Annotated in this window: 30 protein-coding genes; 20 read left to right on the top strand and 10 right to left on the bottom strand. The window is 63.1% G+C overall.

Translation table 11 applies throughout. The annotated features are described in order from the left end of the window. The first annotated feature begins 135 nt into the window (after positions 1–135). Positions 136–909 carry an exodeoxyribonuclease III gene (gene xth, locus NH8B_RS17760; RefSeq protein WP_014088483.1) on the top strand — a complete coding sequence of 258 codons (774 nt, stop codon included), beginning with the start codon at positions 136–138 and terminating at the stop codon, positions 907–909. A 237-nt stretch (positions 910–1,146) separates the two neighbouring features. After that, positions 1,147–1,986 carry an isocitrate lyase/PEP mutase family protein gene (locus tag NH8B_RS17755; RefSeq protein WP_014088482.1) on the top strand — a complete coding sequence of 280 codons (840 nt, stop codon included), beginning with the start codon at positions 1,147–1,149 and terminating at the stop codon, positions 1,984–1,986. Between the two features lie 50 nt (positions 1,987–2,036). On the opposite strand, the gene NH8B_RS17750 is transcribed toward NH8B_RS17755, so the two are convergent. The 3 genes from NH8B_RS17750 to NH8B_RS17740 form a co-directional block, all read right to left on the bottom strand. Beyond that, positions 2,037–2,465, bottom strand: coding sequence for an EVE domain-containing protein (locus NH8B_RS17750; RefSeq protein WP_014088481.1), 429 nt, complete (start codon positions 2,463–2,465; stop codon positions 2,037–2,039). Further along, a complete protein-coding gene (locus NH8B_RS17745; RefSeq protein WP_232503497.1) occupies positions 2,465–2,833 on the bottom strand; it encodes a VOC family protein in 369 nt (122 codons plus the stop codon). Before NH8B_RS17745 ends, NH8B_RS17750 begins: the two co-directional genes overlap by 1 nt. A gap of 120 nt (positions 2,834–2,953) precedes the next feature. Continuing rightward, positions 2,954–3,643, bottom strand: a complete 690-nt coding sequence (locus NH8B_RS17740; protein ID WP_014088479.1) for a helix-turn-helix transcriptional regulator — start codon at positions 3,641–3,643, stop codon at positions 2,954–2,956. A 315-nt stretch (positions 3,644–3,958) separates the two neighbouring features. Between NH8B_RS17740 and fusA the strand changes: the two genes are divergently transcribed. After that, positions 3,959–6,004: an elongation factor G gene (gene fusA / locus NH8B_RS17735; protein WP_014088478.1), complete on the top strand. Its 2,046-nt coding sequence runs from the start codon at positions 3,959–3,961 to the stop codon at positions 6,002–6,004. Between the two features lie 73 nt (positions 6,005–6,077). Here the strand turns inward: fusA and NH8B_RS17730 are convergent, their stop codons facing one another. Beyond that, positions 6,078–6,857, bottom strand: a complete 780-nt coding sequence (locus NH8B_RS17730; RefSeq protein ID WP_014088477.1) for a ferredoxin--NADP reductase — start codon at positions 6,855–6,857, stop codon at positions 6,078–6,080. A gap of 175 nt (positions 6,858–7,032) precedes the next feature. Then, positions 7,033–7,977, bottom strand: coding sequence for a LysR family transcriptional regulator (locus NH8B_RS17725; RefSeq protein ID WP_014088476.1), 945 nt, complete (start codon positions 7,975–7,977; stop codon positions 7,033–7,035). Positions 7,978–8,098: 121 nt separating this feature from the next. Here NH8B_RS17725 and NH8B_RS17720 point away from each other — a divergent pair, with 121 nt between their 5' ends. The 3 genes from NH8B_RS17720 to NH8B_RS17710 all read left to right on the top strand — a co-directional run bounded on the left by NH8B_RS17720 (position 8,099) and on the right by NH8B_RS17710 (position 10,423). Further along, positions 8,099–8,467: a DoxX family protein gene (locus NH8B_RS17720; RefSeq protein ID WP_008952347.1), complete on the top strand. Its 369-nt coding sequence runs from the start codon at positions 8,099–8,101 to the stop codon at positions 8,465–8,467. Positions 8,468–8,494: 27 nt separating this feature from the next. Further along, positions 8,495–9,352: a pirin family protein gene (locus NH8B_RS17715; protein WP_014088475.1), complete on the top strand. Its 858-nt coding sequence runs from the start codon at positions 8,495–8,497 to the stop codon at positions 9,350–9,352. Positions 9,353–9,541: 189 nt separating this feature from the next. After that, a complete protein-coding gene (locus tag NH8B_RS17710) occupies positions 9,542–10,423 on the top strand; it encodes a pirin family protein (RefSeq protein ID WP_014088474.1) in 882 nt (293 codons plus the stop codon). 9 nt (positions 10,424–10,432) lie between these two features. Here NH8B_RS17710 and NH8B_RS17705 read toward each other — a convergent pair whose 3' ends face one another. Then, on the bottom strand, positions 10,433–10,741 hold the full coding sequence (locus NH8B_RS17705; protein ID WP_014088473.1) for a hypothetical protein: 309 nt from the start codon (positions 10,739–10,741) through the stop codon (positions 10,433–10,435). 394 nt (positions 10,742–11,135) lie between these two features. Between NH8B_RS17705 and NH8B_RS21000 the strand changes: the two genes are divergently transcribed. After that, a complete protein-coding gene (locus NH8B_RS21000; RefSeq protein WP_148283001.1) occupies positions 11,136–11,363 on the top strand; it encodes a hypothetical protein in 228 nt (75 codons plus the stop codon). A 76-nt stretch (positions 11,364–11,439) separates the two neighbouring features. Here NH8B_RS21000 and NH8B_RS17700 read toward each other — a convergent pair whose 3' ends face one another. Together NH8B_RS17700 and NH8B_RS17695 are read right to left on the bottom strand one after the other, a co-directional pair. Further along, the gene (locus NH8B_RS17700) at positions 11,440–12,483 is read right to left on the bottom strand and encodes a glycosyltransferase family 4 protein (protein WP_014088472.1); all 1,044 of its coding nucleotides are present in this window, start codon (positions 12,481–12,483) and stop codon (positions 11,440–11,442) included. Further along, positions 12,471–13,319, bottom strand: coding sequence for a UDP-2,3-diacylglucosamine diphosphatase (locus NH8B_RS17695; protein ID WP_014088471.1), 849 nt, complete (start codon positions 13,317–13,319; stop codon positions 12,471–12,473). Before NH8B_RS17695 ends, NH8B_RS17700 begins: the two co-directional genes overlap by 13 nt. A gap of 198 nt (positions 13,320–13,517) precedes the next feature. Here NH8B_RS17695 and NH8B_RS17690 point away from each other — a divergent pair, with 198 nt between their 5' ends. From NH8B_RS17690 to NH8B_RS17670, 5 genes are all read left to right on the top strand, one after another. Beyond that, positions 13,518–13,787 carry a PepSY domain-containing protein gene (locus NH8B_RS17690; RefSeq protein WP_014088470.1) on the top strand — a complete coding sequence of 90 codons (270 nt, stop codon included), beginning with the start codon at positions 13,518–13,520 and terminating at the stop codon, positions 13,785–13,787. Positions 13,788–13,849: 62 nt separating this feature from the next. Then, positions 13,850–14,404 carry a cytochrome b/b6 domain-containing protein gene (locus NH8B_RS17685; RefSeq protein WP_014088469.1) on the top strand — a complete coding sequence of 185 codons (555 nt, stop codon included), beginning with the start codon at positions 13,850–13,852 and terminating at the stop codon, positions 14,402–14,404. Between the two features lie 36 nt (positions 14,405–14,440). Further along, the gene (locus NH8B_RS17680) at positions 14,441–15,103 is read left to right on the top strand and encodes a response regulator (protein WP_014088468.1); all 663 of its coding nucleotides are present in this window, start codon (positions 14,441–14,443) and stop codon (positions 15,101–15,103) included. Then, positions 15,100–16,419 (top strand): ATP-binding protein, encoded by a 1,320-nt coding sequence (locus tag NH8B_RS17675; protein WP_014088467.1) that lies wholly within the window; start codon positions 15,100–15,102, stop codon positions 16,417–16,419. The genes NH8B_RS17680 and NH8B_RS17675 overlap by 4 nt, the downstream gene beginning before the upstream one ends. 249 nt (positions 16,420–16,668) lie before the next feature. Further along, the gene (locus tag NH8B_RS17670) at positions 16,669–17,049 is read left to right on the top strand and encodes a rhodanese-like domain-containing protein (RefSeq protein ID WP_008952357.1); all 381 of its coding nucleotides are present in this window, start codon (positions 16,669–16,671) and stop codon (positions 17,047–17,049) included. 78 nt (positions 17,050–17,127) lie between these two features. Here NH8B_RS17670 and NH8B_RS17665 read toward each other — a convergent pair whose 3' ends face one another. Then, positions 17,128–17,310: a NosZ-like protein gene (locus NH8B_RS17665; protein ID WP_014088466.1), complete on the bottom strand. Its 183-nt coding sequence runs from the start codon at positions 17,308–17,310 to the stop codon at positions 17,128–17,130. Beyond that, a complete protein-coding gene (locus NH8B_RS21145) occupies positions 17,298–17,465 on the bottom strand; it encodes a hypothetical protein (protein ID WP_198408183.1) in 168 nt (55 codons plus the stop codon). The genes NH8B_RS17665 and NH8B_RS21145 overlap by 13 nt, the downstream gene beginning before the upstream one ends. A 429-nt stretch (positions 17,466–17,894) precedes the next feature. On the opposite strand from NH8B_RS21145, the gene nosZ reads away from it, so the two are divergent. The 8 genes from nosZ (at position 17,895) to NH8B_RS17630 (ending at position 24,626) form a co-directional block, all read left to right on the top strand. Next, positions 17,895–19,850, top strand: a complete 1,956-nt coding sequence (gene nosZ / locus NH8B_RS17660) for a TAT-dependent nitrous-oxide reductase (protein WP_041703119.1) — start codon at positions 17,895–17,897, stop codon at positions 19,848–19,850. A 93-nt stretch (positions 19,851–19,943) separates the two neighbouring features. Next, positions 19,944–21,206 (top strand): nitrous oxide reductase family maturation protein NosD, encoded by a 1,263-nt coding sequence (locus tag NH8B_RS17655; protein WP_014088463.1) that lies wholly within the window; start codon positions 19,944–19,946, stop codon positions 21,204–21,206. Next, positions 21,199–22,098, top strand: a complete 900-nt coding sequence (locus NH8B_RS17650) for an ABC transporter ATP-binding protein (protein ID WP_014088462.1) — start codon at positions 21,199–21,201, stop codon at positions 22,096–22,098. The genes NH8B_RS17655 and NH8B_RS17650 overlap by 8 nt, the downstream gene beginning before the upstream one ends. A gap of 4 nt (positions 22,099–22,102) precedes the next feature. Further along, positions 22,103–22,930, top strand: a complete 828-nt coding sequence (locus tag NH8B_RS17645) for an ABC transporter permease (RefSeq protein WP_014088461.1) — start codon at positions 22,103–22,105, stop codon at positions 22,928–22,930. Further along, positions 22,927–23,448 (top strand): nitrous oxide reductase accessory protein NosL, encoded by a 522-nt coding sequence (locus NH8B_RS17640; protein WP_051002176.1) that lies wholly within the window; start codon positions 22,927–22,929, stop codon positions 23,446–23,448. The genes NH8B_RS17645 and NH8B_RS17640 overlap by 4 nt, the downstream gene beginning before the upstream one ends. A gap of 9 nt (positions 23,449–23,457) precedes the next feature. Further along, on the top strand, positions 23,458–23,748 hold the full coding sequence (locus NH8B_RS20630; RefSeq protein ID WP_014088459.1) for a hypothetical protein: 291 nt from the start codon (positions 23,458–23,460) through the stop codon (positions 23,746–23,748). Then, positions 23,729–24,076 carry a toxin-antitoxin system TumE family protein gene (locus NH8B_RS17635; RefSeq protein ID WP_041703623.1) on the top strand — a complete coding sequence of 116 codons (348 nt, stop codon included), beginning with the start codon at positions 23,729–23,731 and terminating at the stop codon, positions 24,074–24,076. The genes NH8B_RS20630 and NH8B_RS17635 overlap by 20 nt, the downstream gene beginning before the upstream one ends. 130 nt (positions 24,077–24,206) lie before the next feature. Next, the gene (locus NH8B_RS17630) at positions 24,207–24,626 is read left to right on the top strand and encodes a c-type cytochrome (RefSeq protein ID WP_014088457.1); all 420 of its coding nucleotides are present in this window, start codon (positions 24,207–24,209) and stop codon (positions 24,624–24,626) included. Positions 24,627–24,825 lie beyond the last annotated feature (199 nt).

The following is a 24,825-nucleotide window of genomic DNA, read 5'->3' as shown; positions in this document are numbered from 1 at the left end:
CTGATCGGGGCTCATGTGCTGCTCGGAATCCTCATGTACTCCATGTACATTCCGGTTCCTGCGCTGCTCTTCACCCCGCTGAGGGCCGCTCGCGGCGATTTCTTTCACAAGCACTGACTGGAGAACACCTTGCCGATGCGTTTAGCCACCTGGAACGTCAACTCGCTCAAAGTGCGCCTGCCGCAGGTGCTGCAGTGGCTGGCCGAGACCCCGGTCGACGTGCTGTGCCTGCAGGAACTGAAGATGGACCAGGACGCCTTTCCGCTGGCCGACATCGAGGCCGCCGGCTACCGCGCCGCCTGGCTGGGCCAGAAGACCTACAACGGCGTCGCCATCCTGGTGCGCGACGGCCACAGCCTGGACGACGTGGTGCCGGGCATTCCCGGCTACGACGACGAGCAGCGTCGCGTCATCGCCGCCACCGTCGGCGGCGTGCGCGTGATCTGCGCCTATTTCGTCAACGGCGAGGCGGTCGATTCGCCCAAGTACCCGTACAAGCTGGCCTGGCTCGCCGAGCTGGAGCGCTACGTGGCCGACGAGCTGACGCGCCACCCGTCCCTCGCGCTGCTGGGCGACTACAACATCGCGCCGGACGACCGCGACGTGTACGACCCGGACGCGTGGAAGGACAAGGTGCTGTGCTCGGTGCCCGAGCGCGACGCCTTCCGCCGCCTCATCGGCCTCGGCCTGAGCGACTCGTTCCGCCTGTTCAACCAGGATGAGAAGCAGTACAGCTGGTGGGACTACCGCGCCATGATGTTCCGCCGCAACCTCGGCCTGCGCATCGACCACATCCTGATCAGCGACGCGCTCAAGGCACGCGCCACCGAGTGCGTCATCGACAAGGCCCCGCGCAAGTGGGAACGCCCGTCCGACCACACCCCGGTGGTGCTGACGCTGGCGGACTGAGGCTTCGGCCAACGTTGCGACCCGAAACGGCCCGCCTGGGCTGTTTGGTTTTTCCGGGGTGGATATGGGATCTGCTCTCGTCGGCAGGCGGCACCGGATTCTTCTGTCATGAAGTGCGCTGTGGCATGCTGCGACGCAGGGAAGAGCGCGTCATCCCCGCCATGGGGGCACGATCCGCATGCGCCTCTTGCCCTGTCCCAACCGTGTCCGGGCCGACGCCCGATGAGGAGACGCCCCATGGATCAACGCCACAAGGCCCGGCTTTTCAAGGAACTGCATCGCCGCAGCGGCACCTTCCTGATGCCGAACGCCTGGGATGCCGGCAGTGCCCGTCTGCTTTCGTCGCTCGGGTTTCCCGCCATCGCCACCACCAGCGCCGGCATCGCGTTTTCCCTGGGGCTGCCCGACTACGCCGGAGCGGTCAGCCGCGAGGCGATGCTAGAACGCGTCGGCCAGATCGCCGCGGCCGTCGACCTTCCCGTCAGCGCCGATCTCGAGGCGGGCTACGGCGTCGAGCCGGAACAGGTCGGCGACACCATCCGCCAGGCCATCGCCGTGGGGGCCGTTGGCGGGAACGTCGAGGACTTTACCGGCGAGCCGAGCGCGCCGCTGTTCGACCTCGCCCTGGCCGCCGAGCGTATCCGGGCCGCCCGTGAAGCGGCCGATGCTTCGGGCCTGCCCTTTACGCTCACGGCGCGGACCGATTGTTATCTGGCGGGGGTCGATGATCCCTTCGCCGCCGCGGTGGAACGCGCCAACCGCTACCGCGAAGCCGGAGCCGACTGCCTGTTCGTGCCCGGCGTCTCCGATCCGGAGGTGATCGCGGCCTTGGTGCAGGCCATCGACGGCCCGCTCACCGTCGTCATGGGCCTGTCCGGCTCGGCGCTCTCCGTCAGCCAGTTGGCGGCGTTGGGCGTCAGGAGAATCACCATCGGCGGCAGTCTGGCGCGAGCGACGTACGGCCTCATCCGGCAGGCAGCGGTCGAGATGAAGGAGCAGGGCAGCTTCTCGTTTGTGGATCGACAAATCCCGGATGGGGAGCTGTGCCGATTCTTCGCCGCGTTCCCGCCCATCTGACCCTGCCAACACAAGCGGGGTGGGCATGCCGAGCTTGCCCACTCTGGGATTCACTCCGCCAAAACCGCCCCCATCGCCGCCGCGATGAGCCGCAGATCGGGCTCGGCAAGCTCGACGAGCCCGAAGCGGAACGGGTAGCCCCAGTTGCGCTTGCCCGCCGAAAACGCCAGTCGATCGAGCAGCGGCATGATCGGGGCCTCTTGCGCGGCGAGCCAGCGGACGTCGCGCCGGAACGGCAGGAAGCCGTCGCCCATGTCCACCTGATACGGCTCGCCGTCCCGCACCGTGCCGATCGCCGTGAACGCCCTGAGCGGGGTGCTGCCGCCGAAGCGCTCGGTGGGCGAATAGTAGACCACCCAATCGCCCGGACGGAGGCGGCGCAACGGTGCGCCCTTGCCGTGGCACACCTGCATGAAGCCCTCGGCACGGCCCCGGCGGACATGTTCGGCGGAGGCGACGGCGATCCAGCAGCGGCGCATCACGGTGCGCTCGGGGCGAACACGCGCAGCCGGTGCCCGTCGGGATCGAGGGCGACGAAGGTATAGCCGAAGTCCATGCGCACCGGCGCTTGCAGAATCTCGAGCCCGCGCCCGCTCCACTCGGCATGGCGGGCGTCGACGGCCTCGTCGCCGCTCAGCGCGAAGGCCAGCTCGGTGCCGCCGCCACCGGTGCGGGCGGCGGGCTCCACGGTGTGTTTCGACCACAGCCCGAACTTGGCGCCGGATGCGAAGGCGAACAGCGCGAAGGTGGGGGAGGCCTCGACGGGCTGACGGTCGAACAATGCGGCGTAGAACGCGGCGCTCGCGGCGGGGCTGTCGACGTACAGGATCACAAAGTTGGGGTGCATCATGGCGGTTCTCCGAAGGTCTGCGACAAGGCCGTCGCCGGCGAACCATTCGTGCGGCACGGGCCTGTTGCAACGAATCGTAGACGCCACCCCTGACAGATTCTGTCAGTAGCGAACGCGCTAAGACGGGCCGATGCCTTCGCTCTGCCGCCACGCTTGCAGCAAGGCCTGACGGCGGCGGGGATAGCGTGTTTCCGAGACCGCCAGACTCACGATCCGGTCGGTGCGGAAATGCCGGATGGCCCCGCGCAGCTCGCACCAGGCGGCGACGACGCGGACGCGTTCGAAGAAGCCGAGGGCGAAAGGCCAGACGATCCGTGTCGACTCCTGGTCCTGGAGGTCGCGGTAGCGGATTTCCAGCTTGCGTTCGCTGCGGATGGCCCGGCGGATGGCGGCCAAATCCACCTCGCCGGCCGGCGCGGGGCCGGCCGGCCCCACCAGCAGCGCCGAGGTGTCGAGTTCGTGACGCAGCTCGGGCGGTAGCACGGCCGCGATCTTGGCGATCACGTTGCGCGCCGCCTCGCCCAGCGGGGTATCGGCCTGCTTCGCCACCCAGCGCGAGCCCAGCACCAGGGCCTCGATCTCCTCTTCGGAGAACATCAGCGGCGGCAGCAGGAAGCCGGGGCGGAGCACGTAGCCGACACCCGGCGCACCCTCGATGCATGCGCCTTGCGCCTGTAGCGAGGCGATGTCCCGATACAGCGTGCGCAGGCTGATGCCGAGTTCGGCCGCCAGGGCGGCGCCGCTGACCGGATAGCGGTGGCGGCGCAAGACTTGCATCAGTTGCAGCAGACGTTCGGCACGGGACACGGTGAGAGTTCCGGATGGTGAATTCCGTCATGCTGCCACGGATTGGCAGGGAGTTGTGTGGTGTTCGGTTCCAAGCGGGCGTGGCACCGTAGCACGACTAGCGATTGGGGATGCATCACGTCCAGGGGGGTTATCGCCACCGATCCGCATGGCGCCGGTCAAGCGTAACGTCACTGGTGGCGCTGTCATCATGAAGATGGCGTCGCCAACGCCGATACCGCTCCCTGTCGTCCCCAATCCGTGCCTGCCCCTTCGCCGCCTGCACCACCCCATGACATGTCTATACTTCGAGCATTCGTATGCGAGGAGACGGTCATGTCGAATTACCCGGTCGAAGCCATCCGCACGGTCGCCCTGGTCGGGCAGGGCGATAGCGGCAAGACGACGTTGGCCGAAGCGCTGCTGTACAAGAGTGGCGCGATCACCGTGGCGGGGACGGTGGAACGGGGAGACACGGTGTGCGATTTTGATCCGCTGGAGCGCGACTACCGTCACTCGCTGAGTTCGGCGCTGGTGCATTTCCAGCACGACGGGGCCGGAATCCGCTTGCTCGACACCCCCGGCTTCCCCGATTTCATCGGCCAGGCGATTCCGGCGCTGGCGGCGGTGGAGACGGCGCTGGTGGTGGTCAACGCGCAAAACGGCATCGAGCTCACCACGCGCCGCATGATGGCGTGGGCCGGGGAGCGTGGCCTGTGCCGCATGCTGGTGGTCAACAAGATCGACGCCGAGCGCGTCGACCTGCCGGGCTTGCTGGCCCAGCTGCGCGAGGCCTTCGGTCGGGAGGTGCTGCCGCTCAACCTGCCCGCCGATGGCGCCCGCCGCGTGGTCGACTGTTTCTTCAACCCGGCCGGCACGGCCGATTTCTCGTCGGTGGCCGAGGCGCACCAGGCGCTGGTCGACCAGGTGGTCGAGGTCGACGAGGATCTGATGGCGCGCTACCTGGAGCAGGGCGAGGTCACCCCGGAAGAACTGCACGCGCCGCTGGAGCGCGCGCTGCGCGAGGGGCACCTGATCCCGCTCTGCTTCGTCTCGGCGAGGACCGGCGCCGGCGTGGCCGAGCTGCTCGACGTGCTGGCGCGGCTGGCGCCGAATCCCACCGAGGGCAACCCGCCGCTGTTCTACAAGGGCGAGGGCGAGGCGGCGCTGGCCTTCCGTTCCGAGCCCGACCCGGCGCGCCACGTGCTCGCCCACGTCTTCAAAGTGGTAATAGACCCCTTCGTCGGCAAGCTCGGCATCTTCCGCGTGCACCAGGGCACGGTGACGCGCGATACCCAGCTGTTCGTCGGCGACGGCCGCAAGCCGTTCAAGGTCGGCCACCTGCTGCGCCTGCAGGGCAAGCGCTACGACGAGGTCGAGCGGTTGATCCCCGGCGACTTCGGCGCGGTGGCCAAGGTCGACGAGATCGAGTTCGACGCGGTGCTGCACGATTCGCACGACGAGGATCACATCCATCTCAAGCCGCTGGCGTTCCCGGTGCCGATGCAGGGCCTGGCGATCGAGCCGAAACGGCGCGGCGACGAGCAGCGCATCACCGAGGTGCTGCAGCGCCTGGTGGCGGAGGACCCGTGCGTCAAGGTCGACTACCACCCGGCCACCCACGAGACGGTGCTGCGCGCCATGGGCGAGCTGCACCTGCGCTACCTGCTCGACCGCATGGCCGGCGGCTTCAAGCTGGAGGTGGCGACCCGCCCGCCGCGCGTGCCCTACCGCGAAACCATCACCCGGCCCGCCGAGGGTCACCATCGTCACAAGAAGCAGAGCGGCGGTGCCGGCCAGTTCGGCGAGGTGTTCCTGCGCGTCGAGCCGTTGCCGCGCGGCGCCGGCTTCGAATTCGTCGACGCCGTGAAGGGCGGCGTCATCCCGGGGCAATTCATCCCCTCGGTGGAAAAAGGCGTGCGCTCGGTACTGGCCGCCGGGCCGCTGGCGGGTTTCCCGGTGGAGGACGTGAAGGTCACGGTGTACGACGGCAAGAGCCACTCGGTCGATTCCAAGGACGTCGCCTTCCAGGCCGCCGGGCGGCGGGCGATGCTGGCGGCGCTGCGCGCGGCGGGCGCGATCGTGCTGGAGCCGATCGTGGCGATCGAGATTACCGCGCCCGAGGCCCGGCTCGGCGATCTCGCGGGCGACCTCACCGGCCGGCGCGGCCAGGTGGGCGGGACCGAGCCGCTGGCGCAGGGGCTGACGCTGATCCGCGGCCAGGTGCCGTTGGCCGAGCTGGAAGGCTACGCCGGCCGTCTCAAGTCGATCACGGCCGGGCAGGGGGCCTACTCGCTGGTGCTGAGCCACTATGACATCGTGCCGCAGGAGGTGCAGCAGCGGCTGGCGGCGGGGTACAAGGCGGAGCAGGAGGAGGATTAAGTTCCAAGAAAAACAGCCCAGCCGGTGTAAACCGGGCTGGGCTGTTTTTGTCGGGAGTCCCGAGGGATTTGGCTTACTTCTCGACGAAGGCGCGCTCGATGGCGTAGTCGCCCGGTTCGCCCATGCGCGGCGATTCCTTGAAGCCCTGGTTGTCGAGGAGCTTGCAGGTGTCTTCCAGCATCGCCGGGCTGCCGCACAGCAGGGCGCGGTCGGTCTGCGGGTTGAGCTGCGGCAGGCCGATGTCGGCGGCGAGCTTGCCGTTCAGGATCAGGTCGGTCAGGCGGCCCTGATTGTGGAACGGTTCGCGCGTCACGGTCGGGTAGTAGATCAGCTTTTCTTTGACCAGTTCGCCTAGGTATTCGTGCTCCGGCAGTTCCTTGGTGATGTAGTCGTAGTAGCCCAGCTCGCTCACCCAGCGCACGCCGTGGATCAGCACGATCTTTTCGTAGCGGTCGTAGACTTCCGGGTCCTTGATGATGGACATGAACGGGGCCAGACCGGTACCGGTGGACAACAGGTACAGGTTCTTGGCGTCCGGCAGCAGGTTGTCCTGCACCAGGGTGCCGGTCGGCTTGCCGGAGATCACCACGCTGTCGCCCGGCTTGATGCCTTGCAGGCGCGAGGTCAGCGGGCCGTTCGGCACCTTGATCGAGTAGAACTCGAGGTGCTCTTCCCAGTTGGCGCTGGCGACGGAGTAGGCACGGATCAGCGGCTTGCCGTTGACTTCCAGGCCGATCATCACGAACTGACCGTTGATGAAGCGCAGGCCCGGATCGCGGGTGCAGGTGAAGCTGAAAAGGGTGTCGTTCCAGTGGTGAACGCTAAGGACTTTTTCGGAAGTCAGAGTCGCCATGTGCCAGTCCGTCAAAACATGAAGAGAAGAATGAGCGGCATTCTACACCTTTGCGCTATAACTGTTTTGTACTGATATCTTATGTTTTTATAGAAAAATGATATATGTCAGTTTTTCCACGAATTTTTGCCGTTTCCGGGCGGGATATTGCCGACAAAGTGGTGAATCGTGGTGCTTATGCCATGTCGCTGTTTTGTTGCGTGGAGGGAACCTGTTGTAGTTGTTGTTGCAGGTGCTGCTGCACCGCCTGGCGCAAGCCCTCGGCGAGATAGCGCGTGGCCGGCCCGGCCGCCTCGGCCGCGGCGTTGACCAGGTAGAGCGAACTCTTGCGCTGCTGCCCCTGCGCCAGCGGTAGCGGGCGCAGCAGGCCGTGGGCGAGCGGCTGGCGAATGCGGTGTTCCGGCAGCCAGCCATAGGCCAGACCGGCGCTGACCACGTCGAGTGCGGTGTGCGGGCTGCTCACGGTCCAGCGCTGGCTGGCGCCGAGCCACCCTTCGTCGCGCGGCTGGCGCGTGCCGGAGTCGCGCACCACCACTTGCGGGTAGCGGCGCAGGTCGTCCTCGCCCAGTGGCTGCCCCGCCGCCAGGAGGGGGTGCCCGGGAGCGGCCACGGCGATGAAGGTGGCGTCCATCAGCCAGTCGCCCATGAAACCGCTGGGAACGCGGGTGACGATGGCGAGCTCCACCGCGCCGGCGTAGAGCGCGTCGTCGGCGCCGGACATCACCACCTCGTGCACCTGCAGCCGGGTGTCGGGACAGTGGCCGGCGAAACCGGCCAGGGCGCACAGCAAGGCGTCGGTGGGGAACAGGCTGTCCACCGCCAGCCGCACCTCGGCCTCCCAGCCGGCATCCAGTGCGCGGGCGCGTGCCTCCAGCCGCAGCGCGGCCTCGATCAGCGGGGTCGCCTCGCGCAGCAGCGCAGCGCCGGCGGCGGTCAGCTTCATGCGCCGTCCTTCCGCCTCCAGCAGACCGACGCCGAGCTGCTCCTGCAGCCGCGCCACGTTGTAGCTGACGGCCGACTGGCTGCGGTTCAGCGCGCTGGCGGCCTGGGCGAAACCGCCGTGTTCGACGATGGCCTGCAGTACGCGCCATTGTTCCAGCGAGGTACGGGGAAAATTCATATATCGAAAATTTGGTTGTTTCTGAGCTTAATTTTGCGCTTTTTAATCAAAAAAATCATGCCAATAATGCAGCACACCAACACGGAATGTCTCCGTGCTTGACCCCCCACAGGAGAATGTCATGGATAAACTGGCTCTGATCGCCTCCCGCGTGCTGCTGGCGCAGCTCTTCATCATTTCCGGCTTCGGCAAGATTACCGGCTACGCCGGAACCCAAGGCTACATGCAGGCGATGGGGGTGCCGGGGGCGCTGCTGCCGCTGGTGATCCTGGTGGAGCTGGGCGGTGGCCTGCTCTTGGTGGCCGGCTTGTTCACGCGCTGGGTGGCCCTGGCCCTGGCCGGCTTCACCCTGGTGTCGGCGCTGATCTTCCACACCCATTTTGCCGATCAGATCCAGATGATCATGTTCATGAAGAACCTGTCGATCACCGGCGGCCTGCTGTTGCTGGCGTTCCCGGGGGCGCTGGGCGCCGCCAAGTCGGCACGTTGATCCCGTTATTGCTTGAGGTATAGATCGATGATTTCCACCACGTTTGCCAGCCGCGACGTCGAGCGGCTGGTGCAGGGGATGGCGGTGTCCGATGGCGCCGGTGTCAAGTTGCTGCGCGTGCTGACGCAGGATCTGCAGCACCGCCTCGACCCCTTCCTGATGCTGGACGAGTTCCGCTCGGACGATCCGAACGACTACATCGCCGGTTTTCCGGACCATCCGCACCGCGGCTTCGAGACGGTGACCTACATGCTGGCCGGGCGCATGCGCCACCGTGACAGCAGCGGTGGGGAAGGTGTGCTGGCCTCGGGCGGGGTGCAGTGGATGACCGCCGGGCGCGGCATCGTGCACTCCGAGCTGCCGGAGCAGGAGGACGGCCTGATGCACGGCTTCCAGCTGTGGCTGAACCTGCCGTCGCAGCAGAAGATGACCACGCCGGGCTACCGCGACATTCCGGCCGAGGCGATCCCGCGCTATACCGCCGCCAGCGGCGCCGAGGTGCAGGTGATCGCCGGTGCCGCCGACGGCGTGGCCGGGGCGGTGGAGCGGCCGGTGACGCTGCCGCTCTACCTCGACATCCACTTGCCTGCCGGCTGCATGCACGAGGTGGCGATCGCGGACGGTCACAATGCCTTCGTCTACGTCTACCAGGGTACGGCCGGTGTCGGTGGCCACGGCCGCGAGGTGCACGAGCGGCAGATGGCGATCCTCGACAACCATCCGGGACGCGAGGGGGTGGCGCTCTCCAGCGCCGCTGGCGCCCGCCTGCTGGTGGTGGCCGGCCATCCGCTGCACGAGCCGATCGCGCAGTGGGGGCCGTTCGTGATGAACAGCCGCGAGGAAGTCGAGGCGGCCATCGACGATTTCCGCCACGGCCGCTTTTAGCCTATGCCATTGACATCATGCGGCGGCGCCTTTGCAGCGTGAGTGTTGGCAGTGATCCGCCCAGCGCTACGGACTCCTCATGTCCGCCGTGGCCATGCCGGTTGCCGTGCACCGGCGGCCCTCACGCTGCTTTGGCTCGTCCGCCTGCTGGAACGGGCTCTTGATCCGTCATACGGAAGGGAAAATGCCATGAGTGCCATTCGTTACCTGATCGACCCCGCCGTCGCCGATATCGGCTTTCCGGTACAGCGCCTGCTGCCGGCCCCCGTGACGCAGGCGGTCGGGCCGTTCGTGTTTCTCGACCACATGGGCCCGGCGCATTTTGCCGCGGCCACCACCGCCGGCGACGTGCGGCCGCACCCGCATATCGGGCTCGCCACGGTGACCTACCTGTTTTCCGGGGCGATGATGCATCGCGACAGCCTGGGCAGCGTGCAGCGCATCGAGCCGGGTGCGGTCAACCTGATGGCGGCCGGGCGCGGCATCGTCCATTCCGAGCGGGTGCCGGAGGATATCCGGGCAGAAGGCGTGGCGGTCGAGGGCATGCAGATGTGGCTGGCGCTGCCCAAGGCGCTGGAAGACATGGCGCCGGAGTTCCGCCACTACCCGGAACCGCAACTGCCGCAGCAGGAGGCCGACGGTGTCTGGCTGCACCTGCTGATGGGCGAGGCGTTCGGTCTGCGTTCGCCGGTGCACTGCTATTCCGGCACGCTGTTCGCGGCGGCACGGCTGGCCGCCGGGGCGGCGTGGTCGCTGGACGCCGTGGCCGAGGAGCGCGCGGTGTACGTGGTGTCCGGCGGGCTGACGCTGGACGGAACCCGCGTCGAGGCCGGCCAGCTGGCGGTGCTGGAGCCGGGAGTGACGGTGCGGCTGCAGGCGGGCGAGGAGGCGCGGCTGATGCTGTTGGGCGGCGAGCCGCTCGACGGCCCGCGCTACCTGCACTGGAATTTCGTCTCCAGCCGCCGCGAGGCCATCATCGCCGCGCGCGACGACTGGGAGCAGGGCCGCTTCCCGGCGGTGCCGGGCGAGACCGAGTTCATTCCGCTGCCGCCGTCGGCGCGCTGGCGCTGAGCGCCGGGGTCAGGGGGCGGGTTTGAACTGCCCCATCGCTTTCATCTGCTGGCATGGGTCGTGCCGCATCCGGCCCAGGCTGCGCATGTGGCGGCTTTTGGCGCGCTGCTGCATCTGGTCGCGGTGCTGCTTGAGGTAGGTCTGACAGGCCTCCAGCGATGTGAAGGAGTGCATGGTCTTGATGTGCTCGCTGCGCTCCTCGGGCGTCATCATCTTCCAGCCCGGGGTGTTGTCGGGGCCGGCCTGCCAGGGCTGTGCCCCGACCGAGGCCGCCAGCAGCAGGGCGCAAAGGCCGCTCAACCAGTGTTTTTGTCGCATGGTGTTCTCCGCTCGGTTTGTCTCTCTCCACCTTAGCGCGCGCGGGGGGAAGGGCAAGACAAAAGGGGGCGGAGCTTGCGCTGGGTCAAGCGGGTGCGATGGGGCCGGGGCAAGGACGGGAGAAAACGGAAGAGGGCGCCCCTGTGGGTGCGCCCTCTGCTACGACGTAAAGATCAGTGGATACACAATGAAACAGTCAACGATGATGTTACTGCTACTCCACACCTTAACTGCCTCACACCCAAGCCCTCATGCACTGAGGGGGGAGTGTGAGCGAGGTCTACCTGCCAAAACGGTATAAAGGGATAAAGAACGGTCAACAACACCATGCTTCCAAACGGAACATCTGGCTACATTGGAAGCGGTTTCGACAAACCCTTTCGGGCATCCCGAAATGCGGCTGCTTTACCGGCAACCTCATTCCTTGACTGCTGGATTAAGTCGTCTGTTCTTTCTCTCGATTAAACGCCTGGGCATAACCGGTTGTTTCGGGGTTCCTGCATCGGGAAGCGATGCTGGTAGCACCCTTGGGCAGAATGAAGCCGGTCCGATTTTAGTGCCGACCGGCACTGCCCGCTTTTTGCAGGGCGCGATGAAACAAGGCAAAGCAACCGATTTCTAGCCGATGACGCATCCGCTGCCCTCCTTGTGATGTCCTGTACTCACTATAGTCCTCGTTACGGCTGGGGCAAGTTCTTTTAACGGCTTTCGCTAAGCGCCTGCTGTGGCTGCGCCAGGCCGGCGGCGTTGGGGTGCAGGTGGCGTTCGAACTGGCACGCCGCCGCCGTCCACGAGTAGCCTTCCGCCACCCGGCGCACGTGGGCACGGTCGATCTGCAGCGCCTGCAGGCAGGCCTGGCGCAGGTCGTGGTCGAGTATGCCGGCGCCGCTGTCGCCGATCACGTCGAGCGGTCCGGCCACCGGGTAGGCCGCCACCGGCGTGCCGCACGCCATCGCTTCCAGCAGCACCAGGCCGAAGGTGTCGGTGAGGCTGGGGAACACGAACACGTCGCCGGCGCGGTAGAAGCGTGCCAACTCGTGCTGCGGGAACACCCCGGCGAAGTACACCTCGGGGTAGTCCTTTTTCAGCCGCGCCAGCAGCGGGCCGTCGCCCACCACCCATTTCGATCCCGGCAGGTCGAGCTTGAGGAAGGCCTCGATGTTTTTTTCCACCGCCACCCGGCCGATGTAGACGAAGCGCGGCGGGGCCGATTCGTCGAGCCGGTCGCGCTCGCCCGGGGTGAACAGCGTGGTGTCGACGCCGCGGCTCCACAGCACCACGTTGGTGAAGCCGCGCGCGGTGAGGTCGGCGGCGATCGACGGGGTCGGCACCATCACGGCGCGCGCGGCGTTGTGGAAGCGGCGCATCCAGGCGTAGCTGATGCCCAGCGGCAGCCGGCTGCGCGCCTGGATGTATTCGGGGAAGCGGGTGTGGTAGGCGGTGGTGAAGGCCAGGCCGTGGCGCAGGCAGTAGCGCCGTGCCGCCAGCCCGAGCGGGCCTTCGGTGGCGATGTGGACGGCGTGCGGGGCGAAGCCGGCGATGCGCGCCGCGACGCCGCGGTAGGGGCGCAGCGACAGGCGGATGTCGGGGTAGGTCGGGCACGGCAGGGTGCGGAACTCGAGTGGCGTGATCATTTCCACGTCGTGGCCGAAACCTTCGAGTTCGCGTACGGTCTCGGTCAGCGTGCGGACCACGCCGTTGATCTGGGGCTGCCAGGCGTCGGTGACGATCAGGATGCGCATGTGGCCTCCGGGGCGGGTTCAAGGTTGGCCGAAGCCGCGGCTTCGGTGCTGTGGGCGGCCTGGGCGGGCTTGCCGAGCAGTTGGGTCCAGTACACCACTTCGAGCCGGCCGTCGGCGTGCTCCACCAGCGCTGACAGGCTCTCCACCCAGTCGCCGCAGTTGCCGTACAGCACGCCGTCGATGTCCTTCACCTCGGCCTTGTGGATGTGGCCGCACACCACGCCGTCGAAGCCGCGCCGGCGCGCCTCGCCGGCCAGCAGCTGTTCGAAGTCGCTGATGAAGTTCACCGCGTTCTTCACCTTGTGCTTGAGGTATTGCGACAGCGACCAGTAGGGCAGGCCGAGCTGGCTGCGCACCCAGTTGTAGCCGCGGTTGAGCTGCAAAATCAGCGTGTACAGGTTGTCGCCGAGATAGGCCAGCCACTTGGCGTACTGGATCACGCCGTCGAACTCGTCGCCGTGGATCACCAGCAGGCGCTTGCCGTCGGCGGTGTGGTGTTCGGCCTCCTGGCGGATCGCGATGCCGCCGAAGTCGAGTCCGCCGTACTGGCGCGCGGCCTCGTCGTGGTTGCCTGGCACGTACACCACGCGGGTGCCCTTGCGCGCCTTGCGCAGGATCTTCTGCACCACGTCGTTGTGGCTCTGCTTCCAGTACCAGGATTTGCGCAGCTGCCAGCCGTCGACGATGTCGCCGACCAGGTAGAGGTAGTCGGCGTCGTGGTGGCGCAGGAAGTCGAGCAGGTGTTCGGCGCGGCAGCCGGAGGTGCCGAGGTGCACGTCCGAAATCCAGATGGCGCGGTAGCGGCGGGGGGCGGTTTGCTGGAGTGTGGGCGACATGTGGCGGTATCCCGGTCCGGAAGACACCCCGATGGTGCCGCGCCAACATGACGTCGCGGTGAGCGTCCGGTGACGGCTGTGTGACAGCCGCGCCACAGTGGCGGGATAATGGCCGCGATTAATGTGCGGTTAAGTTGCGGTGGCTTAAATGGCTGCCATCACGTCGTTACCCCCCACCGTCAACTCGAGGAAACTGTCATGAAAAAACTGGTTCTGCCCGCCCTGATCGCCGCCGTCGCCGCGCCTGCCGCCTTTGCCGCCGCCAAGTGCGAGCAGCATCCCAAGGAGCAGTGGATCAAGGAAGCCGATTTCAAGCAGAAGCTGGTGAAAGAAGGCTACCAGATCAAGAAATTCAAGGTGGACGGCAACTGCTACGAGCTCTACGGCAAGAACAAGGACGGCAAGAAAGTGGAAATCTACTACGATACCGTCTCCGGCAAGCCGGTGAAGAGCGAAATCCAGGATTGAGTCCGCAAGACGGATCACACCCCGGCCGCGCCTGCGGCCTTTTTGTTTGTGGGGAGCCGAGCATGAACCACACCGTACAGTACGAAACCATCAGGGTATGGGATCGTTTCGTGCGCTTTTTCCACTGGGCCCTGGCCGCGTGCATCCTGGCCAATCTGTTGCTGCTGGAGGAGGGCGATCCGCCGCACCGCTGGGTCGGCTACGCCGCCGCCGCGCTGGTGCTGGCGCGCATCGGGTGGGGCTTCATCGGCAGCCGCCACGCGCGCTTCGCCGACTTCTTCCCGACCCCGTCCAGGTTGGCCGAACACTGGCGCCTGCTGCGCCAAGGGCGGGACGACCACCACCCCGGCCACAACCCGCTGGGCGCGCTGATGATGCTGGCGCTGATGGCGCTGGTGCTGGCGCTCGGCGTGACCGGCTACCTGATGGGCACCGACGCCTACTGGGGCGAGGAGTGGCTGGAGAACCTGCACGAGGCGCTGGCCAACACCCTGACCGCGTGCGTCGGCCTGCACGTGCTGGCGGCGCTGCTGATGAGCCGGCTCTCGCGCGTCAACCTGGTGCGCGCCATGGTGACCGGGATCAAGGTGCGCCCGGTGCGCGACAGTGCACGCTGATGCGTCTGATGGACCACCCTTGCGACGGAGCACGCCATGCGCATTCTGCTGATTGAAGACGACGACATGATCGCCGACGGCCTCAAGGCCGGGCTCGGCCAGCTGGGCTTCGTGGTGGACTGGTTCCGCGACGGCAAGTCGGGCCTGGCGGCGCTCTCCGGCGCGCCTTTCGACGCCGTGATCCTCGATCTCGGCCTGCCCGGCCTCGACGGCATGGAGGTGCTGGCCGCCTGGCGCCGCGCCGGGCGCAGCGAACCGGTGCTGATCCTGACCGCGCGCGACGCGCTGCCGGAACGGCTCAAGGGGCTCGACGCCGGTGCCGACGACTACCTGGTCAAGCCGTTCGCGCTGGCCGAGGTGGCGGCGCGGCTGCGCGCCCTGATCCGCCGCCGCCACGGCCAGAGCGGGCCGCTCTACCTGCACGGCGCGCTCAGCTTCGACCCGGTGGCGCGCCGCGCCACCCTGTCCGGCGAGCCGCTGGAGCTGACCGCGCGCGAGCTGGCGCTGCTCGAGCTGCTGCTGGTCAGCAAGGGGCGCGTGCTGCCGCGCAGCCTGATCGAGGAGAAGTTGTACGGCTGGGGCCAGGAACTCGACAGCAACGCGGTCGAGGTGCATGTGCACCATCTGCGCAAGAAGCTCGGCAGCGGCTTCATCAAGACCGTGCGCGGCATCGGCTACACCCTGGGGGACGAGGAGTGAAGACACCGCCGAGCCTGCGCGGCCGGCTGATGCGCATGATCATGCTGGTGGTGCCGCTGGTGTGGCTGGTGGCCACCGGCATCTCCGGCTACGCCGCCTGGCACGAGGTCAACGAGCAGTACGACGGCCAGCAGCGCCTGTTCGCCCAGCAGCTGCTCTATTCCTCGCGCGCCTTTACCCGACCCGCTCCGCCCTACGAGCACGGTGAGGAGGGCGAGGTCGACCACATGGCGCTGGCGGTGTGGAACGCCGGCGGCGAACTGTTGATGAGCGACGGCGAAGGCTTGGCCTTGAGTCCCCATCCGGGGTATTCCGGCTTCCTGACGCTCGATACCGAAGAAGGCAAGCACTGGCGCGTGTTCTATCTCAGCGACGCCCACTACAGCGTGGCGGTGGCCCAGGAGCTCAAGGAGCGCTGGGAGGTGGTGCGCGGCCTGCTCGTGGCGCAATGGCTGCCCTGGCTGTTGATGGTGCCGGTATTGCTGATCCTGTTGTGGCGCAGCGTGGCACGGGGGCTGGCGCCGCTGGAACGGGTACGCGAGGAACTGCAGCACCGCACCCCGGACGACCCGACCCCGCTGTCGCGCGCGGTGCCCTCGGAACTGACGCCGCTGATCGACGGCATGAACGGGCTGATCGCGCGCGGCGCCGAGATGCTGTCGCGCGAACGCCGTTTCACCGCCGATGCCGCGCACGAATTGCGCACCCCGCTGGCGGCGTTGCGGGTCCAGGCCGAGGTGGCGCAGCTGAGCACCACCACCAAGGCACGGCAGCACGCCCTGGGGCAGCTCACGCTCGGCATCGACCGCGCCACGCGGCTGACCGAGCAACTGCTGGCGCTGTCGCGGCTCGACCCGCTGCAGACCCCGGCCCACCTCGCCCCGCTGCGCTGGCAGGCGATCGCCGCGCGGGCACTGGAGGAGGCCCGGCACGTCGCCGCGGAGCGCGGCATTGGCGTCGAACTGCAGCAGAGCGTCCCCGACGCCGAGGTGCTGCCGCTTTCCGGCGACGAAACCCTGGTCGGGCTGCTGCTGCGCAACCTGCTCGACAACGCCATCCGCTACTCGCCGGACGGCGCCACGGTGACGCTGGTGCTGGCCGCCGACCACGTCGCGGTGCGCGACACCGGTCCGGGCATTTCCGCCGAATGGCTGGAGCGGGTGCGCGAGCGCTTCTTCCGCCCGCCGGGGCAGAGCCAGCCCGGCAGCGGCCTCGGGCTCTCCATCGTCGAGCGCGTGGCGGAACTGCACGGCCTCGCGTTGGAGCTGGAAAACCACCCCGAGGGCGGGCTGATCGCGCGCCTGGTGCGTGCCTGAGGCTTCGGCCAACCTGGTGCCGGTGGCTGCGGCAATCGGTCGCATTCCCGGCCTCGCCAGCGCGTACTAAGCTGTCGGTACTCGGGGTTCGCCACCCCGCTCCAAGTGTTTGGCCCACGCCCCGGCGTGGGCCGTTTTCTTTGCCCTTGCGTGCTCGGGCCTGTCCCGGGCGGCGAGCGGCGCCGCCGCTGGCTATCATTCAGGTTGTGATCGAGAACCTCCTCCCTCACAAGCCGAGAGGACGAAGCGATGAGAAGCGCACACGATCTGGTGCGGGAGGCGCGTAGCCGCATCGTCGAGCTGCCGCTGGCCGAGGCGGCGACGTGGCGGCCGGACGGCGTGCTGGTGGTGGACGTGCGCGAGCCGGCGGAGTACGCCGCCGGACATGTGCCCGGCGCGCTCAACCTGCCGCGCGGCGTGCTGGAATTCAGGCTGGAGGCGGTGCCGGAGTGGGCCAAGCGCCAGCGCCCGGTGCTGCTGTATTGCCAGACCAGCAATTGCGCCGCGTTGGCGGCGCTGTCGCTGCTGCAGATGGGCTATAGCACGGTGCGTTCCATCGCCGGCGGTTTCGACGATTGGGTGGCGGCGGGACTGCCGGTGGAAAAACCGGCGCAGCCGGCGCCGCACTGAGCGGGCGGCGCGGCAAAAAAAAAGCGGGAAGGCCGCAGGCCTTCCCGAAACGCTTCGTTGCAAGGGGTGAGTGCCGGATCAGCGCTCGACGATCAGGCGCGAGCGCATCTCCAGGTGCCGCGCGTGGCAGAAGTGGGTGCAGTAGCACCAGTAAATGCCCGGCTTGTCTGCCTTGAAGGTGACCGACTTGGTCTCCTGCGGGTTGACGATGAAGTTGACGTTGTACTTGGATGCCGCGAAGCCGTAGGTCAGGTCTTCCACTTGTCGAGGTCAGGATCGCCATTACCTCGTCGCCCTTCTCCATCTTGAATTCCCCCCAGACTGTATGCCGGCGCCGGCGAGGCGATGTGGATGGTCATCTTGTTGCTGTCCATGTTGAACACCGGGGTGCGCTTGACTTCACGGCCTGACGGCATGCCAAGCACGTGCATTTCACCGGAGTGCCCACCGTACCACCGGCCGTAGTGAGCGTAGTGCTGGCCGGGTTCCTTGTATGGGTTATGACGGGCGGCATGCCCTAAGGGTAATGATGGTCAGCCTGATTCAATAGTCCGCCAGGTTACGGCTGTAAGAATCGATAATCGGCAATCGAGAATTATTGATGCAAATCAAGGGCAATAATCGTTTGGCCACCCTGATGGGGGTGTTTTACATGATTTTTGCTTTGCTTTCAATGGAGCTGTCAATTGGTTGACGTCCGTCAAGCAGCTTGGGTTAACGCTTGCATAGTATTGAACCCTGCGACAATTTGCCGCGCCCTTGCTTGATTTTCCCTAGATAGAATTGCTCTCGTCGGGAATTAGAGCGGGGTTGAGTCAACTTACTTCTTTTAAGAGAAAGTGATTATGACCAATTCAATTGGTAAGTCAGAAGAATCTCTGAATCCTGACTTGGGACGTCGGCGTTTTCTAGGCACGACAGCCATTGCCGGTCTTGCTGGTGCAGGTATTTCCTTGGGGCTGGCCGGTTGCAATAAACCGGAGGCCACTGCCGCAACCACCGCCGCTAGCAATGCTTCTGGAACCAAGGGCGCTCCTGCTGTCGATTATGGTAAGTACGAAGTCCATCCTGGTGACCTAGATACTTATTACGCCTTTTCCAGTGGCGGGCACTCTGGTGAAATTCGTGTACTGGGTATTCCTTCCGGCCGCGAAATTAAACGAATTCCTATTTTCAATATCGACTGCATGGTGGGTTGGGGCATCACTAATGAGTCGAAAAAAATCATGGGGACCAAGCCAGATGGCAGTTTGAAGTATTTTACTGGCGATACGCACCATGTGCATATGAGTTACAAGGATGGGACGTATGATGGAAAATACATCTTTGTAAACGATAAGATCAATGGCCGGTTGGCTCGAGTGCGACTGGATACGATGGAATGCGATCACATTCTCGAGCTGCCGAATGTGCAAGGCTTCCATGGTGTATTCCCGGATAAACGCGATCCGCTGGACCAAGGTATCAACCACACCACGCGCGTGTTCTGCGGTAGCGAATTCCACATCCCGCACCCGAACGACGGCCGCGACCTCGAATCGCCGGAGAAATACGGCGCGCTGTTCACCTGCGTCGACTCCGAGACCATGGAAGTGCGCTGGCAGTGCAAGGTCGACGGCAATATGGACCTGGTGGCGACTTCGTATGATGGTAAGCTGACCTGCTCCAATCAATACAATACCGAGAGTGGTGTCCATTACGAAGACATGATGTCGGCCGAGCGCGACTCCTGCGTCTTCTTCAATGTGGCGCGTATTGAAGCCGCAGTTAAAGCCGGTAAAGTGTTCCACATCGGTGACTCCAAGGTTCCAGTGGTCGATGGCACCAAGGCGGCTAATAAAGATCCGAAGACGGCATTGACTTGCTATGTGCCGGTGCCGAAAAACCCGCACGGCGTGAATGTCTCGCCGGATGGCAAGTATTACGTCTGCTCTGGCAAATTGTCGCCGACGGCAACACTGATTCAGCATGACCTGGTATTGAAATGGTTTGATGGCCAGTTGAAAGAGCCGCGCGATACGGTCGTTGCCGAGCCGGAAATCGGGCTGGGGCCATTGCATACCGGCTTTGATGGCAAGGGCAACGCCTATACCACGCTCTTCCTGGATAGCCAGATCGTAAAGTGGAACCTCGATGCCGCGATGAAGGCATTCAAGGGCGACAAGAGCGCCAAGCCGGTGCTTGATCGTATCGACGTCCATTACCAGCCGGGTCACGGCTTCACCTCCATGGGGGAAACCAAGGAACCGGATGGCAAATTCTTCCTGTCCGATAACAAGTTCTCCAAGGATCGCTTCCTGCCTGTAGGGCCGCTGCATCCGGAAACGGCGCAGCTGATCGATATCAGTGGCGAGAAAATGCAGCTGGTTTCCGACCATTCCGCCTATCCCGAACCGCATGATTCCATCATGGTGCGTCGTGACATCATCAAGACCCGGCAGATCTATAACCTGGATGAATTCCCGCTGGCGGTGAAGAACGTCAAGGACAGTCGTGTCGAGCGCAAGGGCAAGAAGGTCACGGTGTATCTGACTTCCCAGGCCCCGGCTTATGGCCTGCGCGAGTGGCGCGTCAAGAAAGGGGATGAAGTCACGATTATCGTGACCAACCTGGATAAGGTGGAAGACCTGACCCACGGTTTTGCTATCCCCAAATACAATATCAACTTTGTTATTCATCCGCAGGATACCAAGTCGGTTACGTTTATTGCGGACAAGCCGGGGGTATTCTGGTGCTATTGCACCAACTTCTGCCATGCCCTGCATCTGGAAATGCGTTCCAGGATGCTGGTCGAGGCTTGATCTTTTCGTTTTACGGTTTTATCGCGACGAGCTCTGGGGAGTCGCAAGACTCCCCTTTTTTTCGTCTGTTATTGTGTTGTTTGGAGAGTGCTTGTGCCTGACATCAGTATTTGGCTTCAGCTAAGAGCTGTTGTTCTGCTGGCCTTGTCGATGGCGGCTGGGGCTAATACCTTGCAGGTGCTGCCAGGCCAATCGATTGCCGCGGCTGTTGCAGCAGCTAGGCCGGGCGATACGGTGGAGGTCCGTCGGGGCATTTATCGCGAGCATTTGCGGATTGATAAGCCACTTACCCTCAAGGGTGTCGACCGTCCCCTGCTAAGCGGCGAGCAATCTGGCGATGTAATTCGCATTATTGCGCCGGACGTTAGGATAGAGGGATTCATTATTACCGGCAGTGGGGCCGATCTTGGGGCTCAGAATGCCGGGGTCTATGTTCAGCCTGGCGCAGATCGTGCCGTCGTGCATGATTGCGATATCAGTTATAGCCTGTTTGGCTTGTGGATTGAAAAAGCCAAAGATGTGGAAGTGAGTAGTAATTTGATTACTGGAAAGCGCGATTTCCAATCTCCACAGCGCGGCAATGGTATTCAGATTTACAACACTACAGGCGCTCGCATCCTGAATAATAAAATCAGTTTCACCCGCGATGGCATCTATGTGGATGTTTCGCATCATGCCGTATTTAGCGGCAATAAAATTCATAACGTGCGCTACGGTACGCATTATATGAATTCTTATTTCAATGTCTGGGAAAACAACGAATCCTATCATAATCGTGGTGGTTTGGCCTTAATGGAGACGCGGAATATTATTGTCCGCAATAACAAGGCATGGGGTAATACCGACCACGGCATCATGTTGCGTACCATTCAGGATTCCATTATTGAAAATAATGTCGTCTCTGGAAATCAACGCGGATTTTTTATTTATGATGCAGAATATAATGTAATACACAATAATCTGGTGACAGACAATGCGGTAGGAGTCCATCTTTCAGCGGGTTCCTTTAAGAATAAAGTGATGCATAACGACTTTATCAATAATCACGAGCAAATTCGTTATGTTGCAAGCCGGGATGTATCATGGCTCGGCAACTATTGGAGCAATTACGCCGGGTGGGACCGCAATGGCGACGGGGTAGGTGATGTGCCCTATGCGGCCAATGACGTGGTGGATAGGTTGATGTGGAAGATGCCAACGGTAAAACTGCTGTTGAATAGCCCGGCGATCCAGACGCTGCGGCTGATTGCACAGCAGTTTCCCCTGCTGCGTGCGCCCAGCGTGCTGGATGAAAAGCCGCGCATGCGCCCGATGCGTCCCGGCTGGAGTCAATGGATTGGAAAAGCCCATGATTGAAATGCGGAAGGTGATCAAACGCTATGGCCCGAACTGCGCAGTGGATGGCGTGGATTTGACCATAGGCAGCGGTGAGTTGTTTGGCCTCATCGGGCACAACGGCGCGGGAAAAAGCACTCTGTTCAAGATGATGCTGGGCCTTATTCCGGTATCCGCAGGCTCCATCCATATCGGTGGCCAGGCTGTGCGCGGCGGCGGTTTTCGCCAGATTCGGCGAAGTCTGGGTTATCTGCCTGAGAATATTGTGCTGTATGACAATCTGACCGGGCTGGAAACGCTGCAGTTCTTTGCCCGGCTCAAAGGTGTGCCGGCGGAGGAGTGTCCCGGCGTGCTGGCCACGGTGGGGCTGGCGGCAGTGGCGCGGCAGCGGGTCAGGGGCTATTCGAAAGGGATGCGCCAACGGCTTGGTTTTGCTCAGGCTCTGCTGGGGCGACCGCGGTTACTGTTCTTGGATGAGCCGACCAATGGACTCGATCCGGAGGGGGTGCGCGAATTCTATCAACTGCTGCGTGACAAGCAGGATGAGGGGGTGACGATTGTCATTACCTCGCACATCCTGGCGGAAATCCAGGAGCGGGTTGACCGGCTGGCCATCATGCGTTGCGGCAAGATTCAGGCTTGCGGCAATTTGCAGGCCTTGCGTCAGGAGACCGAGTTGCCGTTACGCATCCTGCTGCGGTTGGCCGATGGGGGCGCAGAGCAATTACGGACTCATCTGCAGGCAGGCGGTGGCTATCGGTTGGAGCAGGAGGGGGGACAGCTAACGCTGATTTGCTCGCGGGATGTCAAAATGGCCGTTTTGGCAAGACTGGCGAATCTGCCCGATCTGGTGCTGGACCTGCAGGTGAGAGAGCCATCATTGGAAGATGTTTTTTTGGGTTACGCGGAGTAGCGCCATGAGTATCGGTATTGATTTTGGGCAGATTTCCGCCATGGCAGGCAAGGAGTTCCGGGACCGTATCCGCAATCGTTGGGTATTAGCGGTAACTCTGGTTTTTACTGCATTCGCTTTCATCATCACCTATTTCGGTGCTGCTTCACAGGGCACGGTCGGGATGCAGAATATCGAAGCCACCATTGCCAGCCTAGTTAGCCTGGTGATCTATCTTTTGCCTCTGATTGCGCTGATTCTCGGCTTTGATGCCATTGTCGGTGAGAGGGAGCGAGGGTCGCTGGATCTGCTGCTGGCCATGCCGATTACCCGCTTGGAGCTGTTACTGGGTAAATACCTGGGCCTCGCTGGTGCCTTGACTCTTTCCACTTTGCTGGGGTTTGGCGTGGTGGGTGCAATGATTGGCATTCAATTACCGGTAGAGGCGCTCTATCACTATGCAGGCTTCATGCTCAGTGCGGTGTTGCTGGGCTGGGCCTTTCTCAGTCTGGCCGTATCCATTTCGGTGTTCGCGGTAGATCGCGCCCAGGCCAGTGGTATCGCCATTGCGCTGTGGTTCTTTTTTGTCTTGGTGTTTGATCTACTGCTGCTGGGAGCGCTGGTGGTGAGTGGTGGCGATGTCGCCGGTCCCCTGTTTCCCTACCTGCTGCTGCTCAATCCTGCGGATATCTTCCGGATCCTGAATATTTTTGGTACGGATGATGTGCGCATCATGTTTGGTCTGACCAGCATTTTTCCGGCTCATCTGGCGAACCCGCTGCTGCTGGGCAGCATCATGTGTGGCTGGATAGTGCTGCCACTGGGGCTTGCCACCTGGAGATTTCATCGATGAATCCTATGCTTTCACGTCGTTGCTGCCTGGGCTTGCTGCTTGCCACGCCCTTGCTGGCTGCCTGTCAACAAAGTACGGTGGCTGCGGGACACCCCGTGCCTATTGATAAAAATACGAGCTGCAGTCTGGATGGCATGAGCCTGATGGATTATCCGGGGCCCAAAGGGCAGATCCAGTACGAACAGGGCGCTCCGGATTTCTTTTGCGATACCATTGAGCTGTTTGCTGTTTATCTGCGGCCGGAGCAGCAACGCAAGATTCAGGGCGTTTATGTGCAGGACATGGCGTTGGCCGATTGGGACAAGCCGGTCGGGAATTGGATTGATGCCAAGAGCGCTTTCTACGTAGTGGGTTCTAAGCGAACCGGTTCCATGGGGCAGACTTTCGCATCCTTTGCCAGTGAGGCAGCAGCACGGGCTTTCGCGGCCAAAGAAGGGGGCAAGGTTTACTCATTTGCGCAGATTCGGCCCGAGATGGCGGAATTGGATGGCGGTGTGGTCAAAGACAAGATGATGTAGGAGCCGAGTGTGACTAATTTTTATGACAATTTGCCTGAAGATACGGCCCAGCAGATTGAAGCGCTGAGCCGCCTGAGCTTTTATTTACGCGAAAACAGAAAGTCCCTGCTGGATCAATATCAGCTCGAGGACGAGTCTGTATTACTGGATAAGATTCGTTGTGGAGATTTACCCGAGCATCCGGCTTATGAGCATTATCTGAGTGCGTCGATATTGTTGACGGAACGTGAGGCGGTTCGTCAGCAATTGAAAGCCGTTCTAAATGGAAGGGATGAAAGCGATGCTGCATTTGCATCTTAAGGAACAAATAGAAGGCGAACTGGATGCGGTCGTCGAATTGCATCAGGATGCGCTGTTGGTTCATTTGCCCAATGGAGTGAGTGCGGAATTGCGCTTTCTAGACGAAGCACAATATTCATTTAACTGGCGTTGGGGCGATGCCGAATTAAGAATCGATACTGCTCCGTTGCATCCGGAATTGGCGACTTTCCCTAACCATTTGCATGGTGTGGATGGCCAGGTTCTCGCCGATCCGGTTTCGATGCCAGGGCAAACCCCATGGGAAAATGCCAATCGCTTATTGAAGTTGCTGCAACAGAATCCCTTGTTGGATGCCGAGCCTGCCTGACTGCCAGGTGAATACGGAAAGCCACCAGATAAAGAGGTGGCTTTTTTTTGTGACTTGATTGGAATCAAGTCGATTGTCGGTATGAATTGTTATTGTCAATATCAAATATTTGTTCGGTAGGAAGGTTGAAATGATTAATGCAAAATGGATTGTTGCCTGCTGCGTACTGCCGCTGGCGTTGAGTGCTTGTGGCAAGAGTGAAGGGAAGGCGGCCGAGGCGGGTAATGCCGCACCGGCGGCAGTTGCCAGTGCTCCCGCTGCGGCAACTGCGGTAAGCAGTGCTGCCTCCGTGTCGAATGCGGGTGGTGAGAAGGTCTTCAAATCGGTTTGTTCTATGTGCCATCAAACCGGGGCTGCCGGTGCGCCTATGGTGGGGAGCAAGGAAGACTGGGCACCACGCATAGCACAGGGCAAAGACACCTTGTACAAGCATGCTCTGGAAGGTTTTACCGGCCAAAAAGGGGCGATGCCGGCCCATGGCGGCAACCCCAGCCTGAGCGACGCAGAGGTCAAGTCGGCCGTGGATTACATGGTATCTAAAGCGAGTTAATGTATTCCTAGTTGATGAGTGAGGTGGTGTGGTGGCAAGGGCGGTTGCGGGTGCTTGCTTGCTATTGCCTGCCATTGCCGGCACCAATGACATTGGTCAGTATTGCACCGAATCGAGATGCTGCTCGCTTGCTTGTAGTAGAAGTGCCGTATCAGATGGGTGGACTGCCAGTCAGGCTTGTTCTGGTGGATATGCCGCA

The organism is Pseudogulbenkiania sp. NH8B, from assembly GCF_000283535.1.
GTDB classification, from domain to species: Bacteria; Pseudomonadota; Gammaproteobacteria; order Burkholderiales; family Chromobacteriaceae; genus Pseudogulbenkiania; species Pseudogulbenkiania ferrooxidans.
This window is presented reverse-complemented; position numbering and strand designations above follow the sequence as displayed.